This is a genomic window from Pseudomonas arsenicoxydans, from assembly GCF_006438915.1.
Taxonomy (GTDB): Bacteria; Pseudomonadota; Gammaproteobacteria; order Pseudomonadales; family Pseudomonadaceae; genus Aquipseudomonas; species Aquipseudomonas arsenicoxydans_A.
In genome coordinates, this window is record NZ_RCZE01000023.1 from 1 (window position 1) to 14,888 (window position 14,888).

A 14,888-nucleotide genomic window follows, 5' to 3' on the forward strand; every position below is an offset into this window, starting at 1 on the left:
CGCGATGTACATGGCCTGTTGGGTGGTGATCCGGCGACAGCCTGAGTTCAAGGCTCGGTATCAAGCATTACGCCAGAAAGGTAAATGCGCCAAAGTAGCGCTGATCGCCTGCATGCGAGTGTTGTTGATACGGCTGAATGCCATGATTCGAGAGAAAACTGAGTGGCGAGAACAGGCAGCCTAAACAGGCTGCGTGTTTTGTAAGGAATTTGCATGGCCTGGAGCCGTGGGAGTTCAGCTGTCTTCCGATAAGCCTTAAAAATAAAGTCATCAAGACAGTTGCTCCCACATTTGATCGATGTCTGTCAGAAGGACTTGCTGACGCTCGCCACCACGGTGGCGCTGCACAGGTCGTCGTAGCCCCAGTTGCTGGTGCATTGGCTTTTCGACAGGTCGGTGTCGATGTAGCTCAGGCCCAGCATCACGCCGGCCAGTTCGTGGGTCAGTTTGACTTCCCATTCGCGGTACGAGTCCTCCGCACGGCCGGAGCTCGAGTACAGGTGAGGGTCCTTGAAGTCCATGTTGCCGTAGCGCAGTTTCAGGCCGGTGTCATAAGGCAATTGGGTTTCGTAACCGACATAGGTGTAGAGCGAGTTCTGCTTGCTGTCGACACCCGGTGCATCGTCGGAGTAATAGGCGCCGAGCTTCACCCCGTAGACGCTGAGAATGCCGTAGACCTCGCTCTGGTTGAACTGGCTTTCTTTCGGGTAGGTGTATTTGAGGTAACCGATGTCCAGGTTGACGTCATCGGTCGCTTCCCAGAGCCAGCCGCCGTAGTAATCCACTTCCTGACGGGTTTTCAGGCCGCCACCGAAGTCGACGTTCGAACTCCAGGCGCCCACATACAACCCGGTGCTGTGAGCCAGGGTCACACCGGCCTGCACGGCAGGGTCATTGAGTGTTTGCGAAATGCCACGGGTGCGGTAATCGCTCGCCAGGGTCAGGTCCACCAGTACGGAGAAGTCGTCATTCAAGACGATGGCCTGGCTGCTCAACGGCAGCAGACTCAAGGAACCAAGGGCGAACAGGGTGAAAGCTTTCATGAGTGCAGTCCCGATATTGTGATTGTTATGGGCAGTTTTTTTGTGGCAAAGCTGCGCCGACCCCGGCGTTGAACGCGGGGACGGGCAGCGGGTTACAGCGGGGTTTTATTAGAGGGTCGGTGCGTAGACTTCGCGCCCGGCGAAAAAGGTTTGCAGCACTTGGGTGTCGCTCAGGGCCTTGTTGTCGACGGTGAAGACGTCACGGTCCAGCACGATGAAGTCCGCTTGCTTGCCAGGGGTCAGCGAACCGATCTGCTTTTCCAGGCCGATGGTGCGCGCGGCATTCGCGGTGTAGGCGTAGAACATCGTTTCGCGATCCACGGCTTCCTTGATGTTCAGCACGCCCATCGGGCCGACGCGGGTGATGGCTTGGGCCATCGCGTTCCAAGGGTTGGGCGAAGACACCGGCCAGTCACTCGCGCCAGCGATGGTCGCGCCCTGTTTGAGCAGCGAGTGCGCCGGGTACTGGTAGCGGAAGGCGAGGGCGCTGACGTATGGCTTGATCATGTCCGTGGTGTAGTCGTCAGCCGAGGCCCACAGCAGTTGCATCGAGGCGATGACGTTCAGCGGTTTGAACCGCGCAAACTCCTTCGGGTTGACGATTTGCAGGTGGGTGATCGAGTGCGTCACGCCGCTCTGGCGATCCTTGCGCGCCTGTTCGATGCCGTTCAGCGACTCACGCACCGCGCGGTCGCCGATGGCGTGGATGTGCACCAGCCAGCCGCGCTGGTCGATGGCACTGACCAGTTCACCGAAATGCTTCGGATCGATCAGCAACTCGCCCTGTTTGTGCGAGTTGTTGTAAGGGTCGATCATCGCCGCGCTCTGGGCCGGGAATTCGATCACGCCGTCGGCGAAGATCTTGACGCCGGGCAGGGTCAGGTTGGGGATGCCCTGAAATTGCTGGCGAACCTTGTCCAGCGTGTCGAGATCGGCCGGAACGCTTTTTGAATTCGCCACCAACAGCGCGGCCACGTGCACCGTCATGCCGCCGGTTTCGGCCAAGGCTTTATAGGCCGGCAGCACGCCGACGGTTTTCTCTGTGGGCTTGAGCGCGAACAGCGGTTCGCCGGGGGCTGCGTTGGCGGCGGGGTCCATCCACGCCGTGATGCCAAAGCTGTTGTTGTAGCGCACAGCCGATTGGGCGGCCTTGAGCATGTCGGCGCTGCTTGGCACGGGTATTTTCGAGGACACCCGGTCCCAACCGGCGTCCACCAGGAAACCATTGGGGCTGCCATCGGCGCGTTTGCCGAGGGTATCCGCTTCGGCGGCGGGCAAGGTCTTGAGCAACGCGGCGTCAATCCCGGCGCGCTTGAGCATGAAGTCGTTGGCCCAGGCCGTGTGGTGGTCGCTGCCGGTGAAGACGACGGGCACGTTGGCCCATTCACCGTTGCTGAATTTTTTGCCCAGTTCTTCGGCCTTGGCCCAATACACCGAACTCATGCCGGCGATGGTCAACACATCGCCGTGTTTGGCTTTGCCGTCATCACGCCAGGCGCGCAGGCGTTTTTCCAGTTCGTCGAGGTCGACCACTTCGTCTTCCATGTTGGCCGAGACCATTTCCAGACCGCCGAAGATCGCGTGGGAATGGGTGTCGATCAGGCCGGGCATCAGGGTTTTACCGCCCAGATCAACCACTTTGGTTTGCGGCGTGATCAAGGCCTTGATCTGCGCATCGCTGCCGACTTGCAGTACCTTGCCGTCCTGTACTGCCAGCGCCTGTGCCTTCGGTTGGGCACGGTCGGCGGTGAAAATCTTGCCATTGATCAGCACCATATCGGTGGCTGCCATGGCTTCCATCGAGGCAAAACTAACAGCGGCCATCAACAGATTCGGGATGAATCTTTTCATTGAATGTTTCCTTGTTATTGCGTCTGATGGCCAGATTAGTGGCTGCTGGCGCGCAGCAGAACGCCTTCCTCACGAAAAACGTTTTTGCCGGAATGGAAAAAGTATGGACAAGTTGGGTGCGTTGAAAATGTTCGTGGTCACGGCGCAACTGGGCAGCTTCAGCCGCGCCGCCGAGCAATTGGGCAAAACCCCTTCGGCCCTGACCAAAGCGGTCAATCACCTGGAAGCGGAGCTTGGCGCGCGCTTGTTCGAGCGCAGCACCCGACGGATTCTGCTGACCGAGTCCGGACGGCTCTATCTGGACACCGCGCGCCAGGTGTTGCAGCGGCTGGAGGAGGCCGGCGAGGAAATCGAGCAGTTGCAGCATGGCTTGCGCGGCAACCTGAAAATCACCGCGCCGCTGGCCTATGGGCAGGCGTTTCTCGACCAGGTGTGTGGCGGTTTTCTCGAGCAATACCCGCAGATCAATCTGCAGGTGGACCTGTGCGATGAGTTCGTCAATCTGCTGGAAAGCGGCTACGACCTGGCCCTGCGCGAAGGCCATGACGACTTGCCGGGACTGATCGCCCGCGTGGTTGGCAGCAATCGTCTGGCGTTGTGCGCCAGCCCGGCCTATCTGGCGCGCAATCCATTGCCGGTCACCCCGCAAACCCTCGATGACCACGAGTGGTTGCTGTATCGCCATCCATTGCTCAGTCGCGAATTCTGGTGGGTCGAGTGCGATGAGCAACGCCTGAGCCTGCCGCAGCCGCCCAATCCGCGGTTGCGCAGCGACAATTACGACCTGCTGTTGGCCAACGCCCTGGCCGGACGCGGCTTGTTGCACACCCCGTTGTGGAGCGCCGCGCCGTACATTGCCGATGGCCGGTTGGTGCAGTTGATGGCGGAATATGACATCGACCCGGACAGCTTTGGCCCGCACATTCTGGCGGTGTACCCGAGCCATCGACGGGCGACCGCGAAGGTGCTGGCGTTTATCGATTACATCGCAGGGTTTCTGGCGTCCCGTGGTTTGAGCTGATTAGCGGTCCTTGCCAGGAAAAAGCCAAAAGAGTACAAATGTACTCCATGACGACTTTAACTCCCCGCCGTACCGCCATCCTGACCTTTATCCGCGACCGAATCGCGGAGCACGGTCAGTCCCCGAGCCTCGCTGAAATCAGCGAGGCCTTTGGTTTTGCCTCCCGCAGCGTGGCACGCAAGCACGTGTTGGCGCTGACCGAAGCCGGTTTCATCGAGGTCAACCCGCATCAGGCCCGTGGCATTCGTTTGCTCGGGCAACCGGCGCGGCCCGAGTTGCTGGACATTCCGGTGCTCGGCCGGGTCGCGGCGGGTGCGCCAATCGGTGCCGACGCCGAAGTGCACAGCCGGTTGCTGCTGGACCCGTCGATCTTCTCGCGGGTGCCGGATTACATGCTGCGGGTTCAGGGCGACTCGATGATCGGGGACGGCATCCTCGACGGCGATCTGGTGGGCGTGCGGCGCAACCCGGACGCGCTCAATGGCCAGATCGTGGTGGCGCGACTGGACGGTGAGGTCACCATCAAGCGTTTCGAGCGGGCCGGTGACACGGTTCGCCTGTTGCCGCGCAACCCGGCGTATCAGCCGATCATCGTGCAGCCCGGTCAGGACCTTGCCATCGAAGGAGTGTTCTGCGGTCTAGTGAGGCAAGGGTGATGGGCGCCGTCGTAGCGCTGGATACGCTGTTCAATGGCGGCCAGGTCTGGAAGGGCCGGCCTGCGCCACCCGCCGTCAGCCCGCAACCCACCGGGCATGCCGCGCTGGATGCTGCGTTGCCCACCGGGGGCTGGCCGGAAGCGGCGCTGACCGAAATCCTCCTGGCCGGGCAGGGCGTCGGCGAGTTGCAACTGGTGTGGCCGGCACTGGCGCGGTTGTCGGCGGCGGGTGAACGCATCGTGCTGGTGGCGCCGCCTTACGTGCCGTATCCCCAGGCCTGGCAGAACGCCGGGGTCGATCTACGCCAATTGTCGATCATCCAGGCCAGCGAGCGCGATGCCTTGTGGGCCGCGGAACAATGCCTGCGCTCGGGCAGTTGTGGCGCCGTGCTGTGCTGGCCGCACAAGGCCGATGACCGGGCATTGCGCCGCTTGCAGGTGGCGGCGGAAACCGGCTCGACCCTGGCGTTTGCCTACCGCTCGATCCATGAAGCCGTCAACCCTTCGCCCGCCGCACTGCGCATCGCCATCGATGCCAGACCCGCGCAATTGCGCGTGCTCAAGTGCCGGGGCGGGCTGGCGCGTTCGGCGCCGATTGCCTTCCCCGTGGGGCATTGAGGTTGCCATGCGCTGGGTCTGTATTCTTTTCCCGCAATTGGCGCTGGACGCGGTGCTGCGACAGCGCCCCGATCCCGATGAGCCGCTGGCGCTGCTGACCGGCCCGGCGCAGCGCCGGGTGTTGCAAGCGGTCAACGCGTCGGCGCGGGCGCTGGGCTTGCGTCCGGGGCAGTCGATGACGGCTGCGCAGGCCTTGAGCAAAGGCTTTGCCACGGCCGAATACGACGCCGCGGAGATCGAGCACTGGCAACAGTTTCTGGCCGCATGGGCCTATCGCTTCAGCTCTCAGGTCAGCGTGCATTACCCGCGTGCCGTGGTGTTTGAAATCGAGTCCAGTCTGGGCTTGTTCGGTCCGTGGCCAGCGTTCGAGACGCGGTTGCGTGCTGAACTCGGCGAGTTGGGTTTCCGCCATCGGATCGTCGCTGCGCCCAACCCGGTGGCCGCGCGGGTGCTGGCCAATGTGTATGACGGGCTGGTGGTGCCGGACAACGAAGCCTTGCACTACCATCTCGGTCAGTTGCCCGTCGACCGCATCGCGTTGGAGCCCATGGTGGCCACGGCGTTGTCGCGCATGGGCTTGCGCACCTTGAGTCAGGTGCAGGCGCTGCCACGACAGAGCCTGGCCCGGCGCTTCGAAGCTCAGGTGCTCAAGCATCTGGACGCGTTGACGGGGGCGCGCCAACTGGCCCTGGCGTTCTACCTGCCACCGGACCGTTTCGACGTACGCATCGAACTCAATTTCGACGTGCAGTCGCATCAGGCGTTGCTGTTTCCGCTGCGCCGGCTGACCGGCGATCTGTCGGCCTTTCTCTGCGGTCGGGACAGTGGCGTGCAGCGTTTCGACCTGCACCTGGAACACGCCGGCCTGCCGGACTCGGTGATCAAGGTCGGCCTGCTCAGCGCCGAGCGCGATCCGGCGATGCTCTTCGAACTGGCGCGAGGGCGACTGGAACAGGTTCAGGTCGAAGCCCCGGTGCGCGGTTTTCGGCTGCGCGCCGAAGACTTGCCGAGCTTCGTCCCGCAGTATCAGGAACTGTTCGACGATCGCCCGCAGCAATCCTTGCCGTGGGAGCAACTGCGTGAACGCTTGCGCGCGCGGCTCGGCGATGAGGCGGTGCACGGCTTGCGCTTCCAGGCCGATCACCGCCCGGAATGCGCGTGGCAGGCGCGGGTCGACAGTCAACTGTGCGCGGGGTTGCCGGGTGTGCAGCGTCCGGGCTGGTTGCTGACGGAACCGCAGGCGATCCACGAAAGCTCGACGCGCATCCTCATGGGCCCGGAACGCATCGAATCCGGCTGGTGGGACGGCGCCGACGTGCGCCGCGATTACTACCTGGTCGAAACCCGTTCCGGCCAGCAGGGCTGGGCGTATCGGGCGGTGGGTGAGGGCGGTCCGCTGTGGCTGCAAGGCTGGTTCGCATGAGCATTGACTATGCCGAGTTGCACTGCCTGTCGAACTTCAGCTTCCAGCGCGGGGCCTCCAGTGCTCTTGAACTCTTTCAACGGGCGAAAAAGCACGGTTATCAGGCGCTGGCGATCACCGATGAATGCACCCTGTCCGGCATCGTCCGCGCCTGGCAAGCGGCCAAATCGGTGGAGCTGCCACTGATCATTGGCAGCGAAATCCGCATCGAGAACGGCCCGAAACTGGTGCTGCTGGTGGAGAACCTTGAGGGTTACCAGACCCTGTGCCGGTTGATTACCCAGGCGCGGCGCCGCACGCAAAAAGGCCAGTACCAGGTGCTGCGCGAAGACTTCAGCGAGCCGATGCCGGGGCTGTTGGTGTTGTGGGTGCCGGACGCTGTCGATGACTTCGAACAGGGCCACTGGCTGCAGCAGACTTTCGCCGAACGCCTGTGGTTGAGCGTCCAGTTGCATTGCGACCAGGACGATACCCGGCGCCTGGAGGCGCTGCTGACCCTGGCGCGAGAATTGCGGATTCCCGCCGTGGCCAGCGGCGATGTGCACATGCACACCCGTGGCCGGCGCGCCTTGCAGGACACCATGACCGCGATCCGTCATCACGTGCCGGTGGCCGAGGCCGGGCTGCGCCTTCACCCCAATGGCGAGCGGCATGTGCGCAGCCTGGAGATTTTGCAAACGATCTACCCGCCAGCCTTGCTCGATGAAACGCTGGCCATTGCCCGGCGCTGCACCTTCGACCTTGGGCAGTTGCGTTATCAGTATCCACGGGAGTTGGTGCCGCAAGGCCAGACAGCCACGTCCTGGCTGCGTCATTTGACGGATGAGGGCATTGCATGGCGCTGGCCCAAAGGCCCGAAAACGGCGGTGCTGACGCAGATCGACAAAGAACTGAAGCTGATCGCCGAACTGGGCTACGAGAGCTATTTCCTGACGGTGCACGACATTGTGCGGTTCGCCCGTGACCAGCACATTCTGTGTCAGGGGCGGGGGTCGGCGGCCAACTCGGCGGTGTGTTTTGCCTTGGGCATCACGGAAATCGACCCGGACCGCACCACGTTGCTGTTTGAACGTTTTCTCTCCAAAGAGCGCAACGAGCCGCCGGACATTGACGTGGACTTCGAACACGAGCGTCGCGAAGAAGTCCTGCAGTACGTGTTCCAGCGTTATGGCCGCACCCGTGCGGCATTGACGGCGGTGGTCAGCACCTATCACGCGGCGGGCGCGGTGCGTGACGTGGCCAAGGCATTGGGTCTGCCGCCGGACCAGATCAATGCGCTGGCCGATTGCTGCGGCCACTGGAGTGATACCGCGCCGCCCGTGGAACGCCTGCTGGAAGGTGGCTTCGACCCCGAAAGCGCGGTATTGCGCCGGGTCTTGAGCCTGACGCAGCAGTTGATCGGTTTCCCCCGGCACTTGTCCCAGCACCCCGGTGGTTTCGTGATTTCCGAGCAGCCGCTGGACAGCCTGGTGCCGGTGGAAAACGCCGCCATGGCCGAGCGCACGATCATTCAGTGGGACAAGGATGACCTCGACGCGGTCGGGTTGCTCAAAGTCGATATTCTGGCCTTGGGCATGCTCAGCGCCATCCGCCGCTGTTTCGATCTGCTGCGTCGCCACCGCAACCTTGACCTGAGCCTGGCGACGATTCCGTCCGAAGATTCGGCCACCTACGACATGATTGGCCATGCCGACACCATCGGCGTGTTCCAGATCGAGTCCCGGGCACAGATGTCGATGCTGCCCCGGCTCAAGCCGCGCAAGTTCTATGACTTGGTTATCGAGGTGGCCATCGTCCGTCCGGGCCCGATTCAGGGAGGGATGGTCCATCCGTACCTGCGCCGTCGCAACAAGGAAGAGCCGGAAACCTATCCTTCCCCGGAACTTGAAGCGGTGCTCAAGCGCACCTTGGGCGTGCCGCTGTTCCAGGAACAGGTGATGCAGATCGCCATCGTCGCCGCCGACTACAGCCCCGGCGAGGCCGATCAGTTACGGCGCTCCATGGCGGCCTGGAAGCGCCACGGCGGGCTGGAGCCGCACAAGGATCGACTGGCCGCCGGGATGAAGAAAAACGGCTACACGGCCGAATTCGCCGCGCAGATCTTCGAACAGATCAAAGGTTTCGGCAGCTACGGTTTCCCCGAGTCCCACGCCGCCAGTTTCGCCTTGCTGACCTACGCCAGTTGCTGGCTGAAATGCCACGAACCGGCGGCTTTTGCCTGTGCGCTGATCAACAGCTGGCCGATGGGGTTCTACAGCCCGGACCAGATTCTCCAGGACGCGCGCCGGCATCACTTGCAGATTCGCCCGGTGGACGTGCGCGCCAGTGACTGGGATTGCAGCCTGGAGCCGATAACCGGCGCGCAACCGGCGATTCGCATGGGGTTGCGGATGATCAAGGGCTTTCGCGAAGACGATGCCCGGCGTATCGAAGCGGCGCGGGCGCGGGGGGTGTTTGTCGACATCGCCGACCTCGGCGAGCGTGCGCGACTGGATGCCCGCGCCCAGGAACAACTGGCCGATGCCGGTGCGCTGCGGGGGTTGGCCGGTGATCGGCATCGGGCGCGCTGGGAGGTGGCGGGGGTGCAAAAGCAACTCGGTTTGTTTGCCGGCCTGCGAAGTCAGGAAGAGGTCGCCGTGGTGTTGCCCAAACCCACCGTCGGCGAAGACCTGCAAGCCGATTACGCGAGTGTCGGCACTACCCTCGGCCCGCATCCGCTGGCGTTGTTGCGCGGTGAACTGAGGGCCCGGCGTTGTCGCAGTTCGCAAGAACTGATGACGGTCGAACACGGGCGGCCGGTCAGTGTCGCCGGGCTGGTGACGGGGCGGCAACGGCCGAGCACTGCCAGTGGCGTGACCTTCGTGACCCTGGAAGACGAGTTTGGCAACGTCAACGTGGTGGTCTGGCGCGACCTGGCCGAGCGGCAACGCCAGGTGCTGGTTGGCTCGCAATTGCTCAAGGTCGATGGCCGCTGGGAAAAGGTAGGCGAGGTTCGCCACCTGATTGCCGGACGCTTGAGTGACCTGAGTTCATTGCTCGACGGCATCAGCGTGCGCAGCCGGGATTTCCGTTGAATGCGAAATGTGTGGCTCCGACAGATTATGGGTGATGGCTAGCGTTCGACAACCTCTGTGGCGAGGGAGCTTGCTCCCGCTGGACTGCGTAGCAGTCCCATTTTTGGGAGCGCTTCGCACTCCAGCGGGAGCAAGCTCCCTCGCCACAGAAGCCCGGATGGTTTGAATCAGCTAACCTCTATGAAACCATTTGCCGTCGGCGATGCTCGAAACAAACGGGCCGCGCCGCGATCCCTTGAGCCAGTTCATCTACAGAGACTAAGAGCCAGTCAATGCAGTTTCTAGAGCAAAGCCACGGGTGTGCCGGCTGGAACGGCGAAATGGCCGGACGCATTCGTGCATTCGACTGGGGCCAGACCGAACTGGGCAGCCTCGACAGCTGGCCCGCGAGTCTGTGCAGCACGGTGCAGTTGATGCTGGCCTCGCCACTGCCAATGGTGATGCTGTGGGGCCACGCCGGGTACATGATCTACAACGATGCCTACTCCCAATTCGCCGGTGGCCGCCATCCTTACCTGTTGGGCTCCCCGGTGGAATTGGGCTGGCCGGAAGTCGCCGAATTCAATCGCAATGTGGTCGATACCTGCCTGGCGGGCGGAACCCTGTCCTATCGCAATAAAGAATTGGTATTGCTGCGCGACGGGATCCCCGAAGACGTGTGGCTGGACCTCTATTACAGCCCGGTCGCCAATGATGCCGGCACACCCGCCGGGGTCATGGCGATGGTGGTCGATACCACCGAACACGTAATTTCCGAACGCCGCCGCCAAGCCGCCGAAGACGCCTACCGCGCCGACAACGAACGGGTTCGTCTGGCACTCAATGCCGGGGCGTTGCTCGGCTCGTTCGTCTGGGACATCAAGGGCAACAGGCTCTCTGGCGACGAGCGTTTCGCCCGCACCTTTTCCTATCCTGCCGATCAGGACCTGGCCGACCTGCCGACAGATGTCGCCGAAGCCAGGATTCATCCCGATGACATGAGTTGGGTGCAGGAACAGGTCAAACAGTCGGTCGAAACTGGAGATGCGTTCAATGCCGAGTATCGGGTCTTGCGTCCAGATGGCACTTACCTGTGGGTGCAGGCCAGCGGCTGTTGTGAGTTCAATGAGCAGGGCGAAGCGTTCCGCTTTCCCGGTGTATTGATCGACATCCATGAACGCAAGTCCGCCGAAGAATCCTTGCTCAGGTTCACCCGCAACCTGGAACAGCGCGTCGCCGATGAAGTGGAAGCGCGACTGGCTGCCGAAGAACAACTGCGCCAATCGCAGAAACTCGAAGCCATCGGCGGCCTCACCGGTGGCGGCCCACGACTTCAATAACCTGCTGCAGGTGATCGCTGGCAACTTGCACTTGCTGGCGCGGCATGAGCCGGACAACCCCAACGTCCAGCGCCGGGTCAAAGCGTCGATTGCCGCGGTTGAACGTGGCGCCAAATTGTCTTCGCAATTGCTGGCGTTTGCCCGCCGCCAGCCACTGTCGCCAGCGGTGTGCAATCCACGGCAGGTCTTCGATGGTCTGGCGGAGCTGTTGCAACGGGCGCTGGGCGAAACCTTGCAGATCAAGGTGAATGCGCCGGATGAACCCTGGCACATCTTCGCGGATCGCAATCAGTTGGAGAACGCCATTCTCAACCTGGCGATCAATGCCCGTGATGCGATGAAAGGCGAGGGCACCATCAACCTGAGTGCCGAGCACATCACCCTCGACCCGAAGTTTTGTGCGGGCAAGGGCATCTTGGCTGGCGACTACGTCTGTGTCGCGGTGGCAGACACCGGTATTGGCATGCCGCCGCAGGTACTCGCGCAAGCCTTCGAACCGTTTTTCACCACCAAGGCCGACGGCCAGGGCACGGGTCTGGGGTTGAGTATGGTGTTCGGTTTCGTCAAGCAGAGCGGCGGGCACATCGAGATTTCCAGCATCGAGGGTCTTGGCACTCGGGTGAAGTTGTACTTTCCGCGTAGCCTGCGACCCGCACCCAGTGAAATCACGCAGCATGATCCGCATCAGCGCGGTGGTCATGAAACCATTCTGGTGGTCGAAGACAACGAAGCAGTCCGCGCCTCGGCGGTGGAGTTGCTGCGTGAGGAAGGCTATCAGGTGATGACGGCGGCCAACGGCGACCAGGCGATGCAGATGTTGCTGGAAGGCACGGCGGTGGAGTTGATTTTCACGGATGTGGTCATGCCCGGCCTGATCAAAAGCGCGGACCTCGCCGCATGGGCCAAAGTGCAGAATCCGCCGGTGGCGGTGTTGTTCACCTCGGGGCATACCCGTGACATTATCTCGCGCAACCACCAACTCAGCCCCGACACCTATTTGCTGAGCAAGCCTTACGGGCCTGAATCACTGACCCGCATGGTGCGCACGGTCCTCAATGGTTAATGCAGTCCCAATGTGGGAGCGGGCTTGCTCGCGAAAGCGGCCGAACATTCAACATTGATGTTGCCTGATACACCGCCTTCGCGAGCAAGCCCGCTCCCACATTGGGTCGGTGTTTATTCAGTTATTTCATTAAGGGTTTTCGATGACATCCAAGCGCACCTCCAACCCTCCCTCCGGCATAGTCAGGGTGCGTGGCGCCCGGGAACACAACCTCAAGAACATCGATGTCGACATCCCGCGCGATGCGCTGGTGGTGTTCACCGGTGTCTCCGGTTCGGGCAAGTCTTCGCTGGCGTTTTCAACCCTTTACGCTGAAGCGCAGCGCCGCTATTTCGAATCCGTGGCGCCGTATGCGCGACGGCTGATCGATCAGGTCGGCGTGCCGGATGTCGATTCCATCGAAGGCTTGCCGCCGGCCGTGGCCCTGCAGCAACAACGGGGCACGCCAAGTACCCGTTCTTCAGTGGGCAGCGTGACGACGCTGTCGAGCCTGATCCGCATGCTCTACTCGCGGGCCGGCAGTTATCCGCCCGGGCAAGCGATGCTCTATGCCGAAGACTTTTCGCCCAACACCCCGCAAGGTGCTTGCCCGGAGTGTCATGGGTTGGGGCGGGTGTACGACGTCACTGAAGCGCTGATGGTCCCCGACCCGAGTCTAACCATCCGCCAGCGCGCCGTTGCTTCCTGGCCCACGGCCTGGCAAGGGCAGAACCTGCGCGACATTCTCGTGACCATGGGTTACGACGTCGATATCCCCTGGCGAGAGCTGCCGAAAAAACAGCGTGAGTGGATTCTCTTCACCGAAGAAACACCGACGGTGCCGGTGTACGCCGGGCTCACCCCTGAAGAAACCCGCGTCGCGCTCAAACGCAAAATGGAACCGAGTTATCAGGGCACGTTCACCGGCGCCCGCCGCTACATCCTGCACACCTTCACCCACTCGCAAAGTGCACTGATGAAGAAGCGCGTTTCGCAATTCATGCTCGGCAGTCCTTGCCCGTTGTGTGACGGCAAACGGCTCAAGCGCGAGGCGTTGTCGGTGACGTTCGCGGGCTACGACATCGGCGAGTTATCGCAGATGCCGCTGCTGCAAGTGGCCGCGGTGCTGAAACCGGTGGCGGCACACAGTTATCTGGAACAGGCCGATGAGGCGGGTGAAGTGTTGACCCACCGGCAAACCCGCGAGGCCCGCGAAGCACGAGTCGCCCACGGTGCGAGCGGGCATGCCAACGCGCCGGACGTGCGCCACACACCGAATCTGTCGGTGGAAAAACGCCTGGCCGCGCAACGCATCGCCCAGGATTTGCTGGAGCGGGTCAGCACCCTGACGGACCTGGGCCTCGGTTACCTGGCACTGGAGCGCAGCACGCCGACGCTGTCCTCCGGCGAGTTGCAGCGCCTGCGGCTGGCGACGCAACTGGGCTCGCAACTGTTCGGTGTGATCTACGTGCTGGATGAGCCTTCAGCCGGCCTGCATCCGGCGGATGGCGAGGCGTTGTTTGAAGCACTGCAACGCCTGAAGGCCGCCGGCAATACGCTGTTTGTGGTTGAGCATGATCTGGAAACCATGCGCCGCGCCGACTGGTTGATCGACGTCGGACCGGCGGCGGGCGAGAACGGCGGCCAGATCCTCTACAGCGGCCCGCCGTCAGGGTTGGCCGCGGTGACGAACTCACAGACCCGTGCCTACCTGTTTGCCGAACAGGTCGCCGAACCCCGTGCCAGCCGCAAGGCTACGGATTGGCTAAGACTGGAGGGCATCACCCGCAACAACCTGAACAACCTCAGCGTCGAGTTTCCACTGGGCTGTTTTACCGCCGTGACGGGTGTGTCCGGTTCCGGTAAATCGAGCCTGGTCAGTCAGGCCTTGCTGGAACTGGTCGGCGCGCATTTAGGCCGGAGCGCCAGCGAAAACGAAGCCGAAGCGTTAAGCCTTGAGGACGATGCGCCGCAGGTTAGTGGTGGTCAGGTTACGGCGGGGCTGGAGTCGATCAAGCGTTTGGTGCAGGTCGACCAGAAACCCATCGGCCGTACGCCGCGCTCCAATCTGGCGACCTACACTGGGCTGTTCGACAACGTGCGCAAGTTGTACGCCGCCACGCCCGAGGCACAGGCCGAAGGCTACGACGCCGGGCAGTTCTCCTTCAACGTTGCCAAGGGCCGCTGCGCGACCTGCGAAGGTGAAGGCTTTGTCAGCGTCGAATTGTTGTTCATGCCCAGCGTCTACGCACCATGCCCGACGTGTCACGGCGCCCGCTATAACCCCGAGACGCTGGCGATTACCTGGCAAGGGTTGAACATTGCCCAAGTGTTGCAGCTGACGGTGGATGAAGCGGTCGAGGTGTTTGCCGAGCAGCCGGGCATTCGCCGCTCGCTGGAAGTGTTGCGGGATATTGGGTTGGGGTATTTGCGCTTGGGGCAGCCGGCGACCGAGTTGTCGGGCGGTGAAGCGCAGCGGATCAAACTGGCGACGGAGCTGCAACGCAATCAGCGTGGGGCGACGTTGTATGTGCTCGATGAGCCCACGACCGGTTTGCATCCGCGAGATGTGGATCGGTTGCTGGAGCAGTTGAATACGCTGGTGGTGGCGGGCCACACGGTGATCGTGGTCGAGCATGAAATGCGCGTGGTGGCGCAAAGTGACTGGGTGATCGACATCGGACCGGGGGCGGGGGATCAGGGCGGGAAAATCGTCGTGGCGGGCACGCCGCAGGCAGTGGCCAAAAGCAAGAAGAGCCGGACTGCGCCGTTTTTGGCGCGGGTGCTTGGCAGGGGTTGATGTGGTGATCTAACTGGCCTCTTCGCTAGCAAGCCCGCTCCC

At 62.4% G+C, this 14,888-nt stretch carries 8 protein-coding genes and 2 pseudogenes; 8 read left to right on the top strand and 2 right to left on the bottom strand.

Annotated elements, in window-relative coordinates:
- Nucleotides 1–184, top strand: a pseudogene (locus EAH78_RS32510) (IS110 family transposase); the annotation flags it as partial.
- Nucleotides 185–305: 121 nt separating this feature from the next.
- Here the strand turns inward: EAH78_RS32510 and EAH78_RS30875 are convergent.
- Both EAH78_RS30875 and EAH78_RS30880 read right to left on the bottom strand, forming a co-directional pair.
- Nucleotides 306–1,043, bottom strand: a complete 738-nt coding sequence (locus tag EAH78_RS30875; RefSeq protein ID WP_140671969.1) for a TorF family putative porin — start codon at nucleotides 1,041–1,043, stop codon at nucleotides 306–308.
- A gap of 108 nt (nucleotides 1,044–1,151) precedes the next feature.
- Complete coding sequence (locus EAH78_RS30880; RefSeq protein WP_140671971.1) at nucleotides 1,152–2,894, bottom strand: amidohydrolase; 1,743 nt, start codon at nucleotides 2,892–2,894, stop codon at nucleotides 1,152–1,154.
- A gap of 103 nt (nucleotides 2,895–2,997) precedes the next feature.
- Between EAH78_RS30880 and EAH78_RS30885 the strand changes: the two genes are divergently transcribed.
- From EAH78_RS30885 to uvrA, 7 genes and pseudogenes are all read left to right on the top strand, one after another.
- The gene (locus EAH78_RS30885; RefSeq protein WP_140671973.1) at nucleotides 2,998–3,915 is read left to right on the top strand and encodes a LysR family transcriptional regulator; all 918 of its coding nucleotides are present in this window, start codon (nucleotides 2,998–3,000) and stop codon (nucleotides 3,913–3,915) included.
- 38 nt (nucleotides 3,916–3,953) lie between these two features.
- Entirely contained in the window at nucleotides 3,954–4,571 is a 618-nt protein-coding gene (gene lexA, locus EAH78_RS30890) for a transcriptional repressor LexA (protein WP_140671975.1), read from the top strand.
- A complete protein-coding gene (gene imuA, locus EAH78_RS30895) occupies nucleotides 4,571–5,188 on the top strand; it encodes a translesion DNA synthesis-associated protein ImuA (RefSeq protein ID WP_007946470.1) in 618 nt (205 codons plus the stop codon). The genes lexA and imuA overlap by 1 nt, the downstream gene beginning before the upstream one ends.
- Nucleotides 5,189–5,195: 7 nt before the next feature.
- A complete protein-coding gene (locus EAH78_RS30900) occupies nucleotides 5,196–6,611 on the top strand; it encodes a Y-family DNA polymerase (protein WP_140671977.1) in 1,416 nt (471 codons plus the stop codon).
- Nucleotides 6,608–9,685, top strand: a complete 3,078-nt coding sequence (locus tag EAH78_RS30905) for an error-prone DNA polymerase (protein WP_140671980.1) — start codon at nucleotides 6,608–6,610, stop codon at nucleotides 9,683–9,685. The genes EAH78_RS30900 and EAH78_RS30905 overlap by 4 nt, the downstream gene beginning before the upstream one ends.
- Nucleotides 9,686–10,005: 320 nt before the next feature.
- Nucleotides 10,006–12,067 (top strand): annotated as a pseudogene (locus tag EAH78_RS30915) (ATP-binding protein).
- A gap of 142 nt (nucleotides 12,068–12,209) precedes the next feature.
- Entirely contained in the window at nucleotides 12,210–14,846 is a 2,637-nt protein-coding gene (gene uvrA, locus EAH78_RS30920) for an excinuclease ABC subunit UvrA (RefSeq protein WP_140671985.1), read from the top strand.
- Nucleotides 14,847–14,888: the final 42 nt, after the last annotated feature.

Coding starts and splice junctions, on each gene's coding strand:
- EAH78_RS30875 (WP_140671969.1), bottom strand. CDS start 1,043: ATGAAAGCTTTCACCCTGTTCGCCCTTGGTTCCTTGAGTCTGCTGCCG.
- EAH78_RS30880 (WP_140671971.1), bottom strand. CDS start 2,894: ATGAAAAGATTCATCCCGAATCTGTTGATGGCCGCTGTTAGTTTTGCC.
- EAH78_RS30885 (WP_140671973.1), top strand. CDS start 2,998: ATGGACAAGTTGGGTGCGTTGAAAATGTTCGTGGTCACGGCGCAACTG.
- lexA (WP_140671975.1), top strand. CDS start 3,954: ATGTACTCCATGACGACTTTAACTCCCCGCCGTACCGCCATCCTGACC.
- imuA (WP_007946470.1), top strand. CDS start 4,571: ATGGGCGCCGTCGTAGCGCTGGATACGCTGTTCAATGGCGGCCAGGTC.
- EAH78_RS30900 (WP_140671977.1), top strand. CDS start 5,196: ATGCGCTGGGTCTGTATTCTTTTCCCGCAATTGGCGCTGGACGCGGTG.
- EAH78_RS30905 (WP_140671980.1), top strand. CDS start 6,608: ATGAGCATTGACTATGCCGAGTTGCACTGCCTGTCGAACTTCAGCTTC.
- uvrA (WP_140671985.1), top strand. CDS start 12,210: ATGACATCCAAGCGCACCTCCAACCCTCCCTCCGGCATAGTCAGGGTG.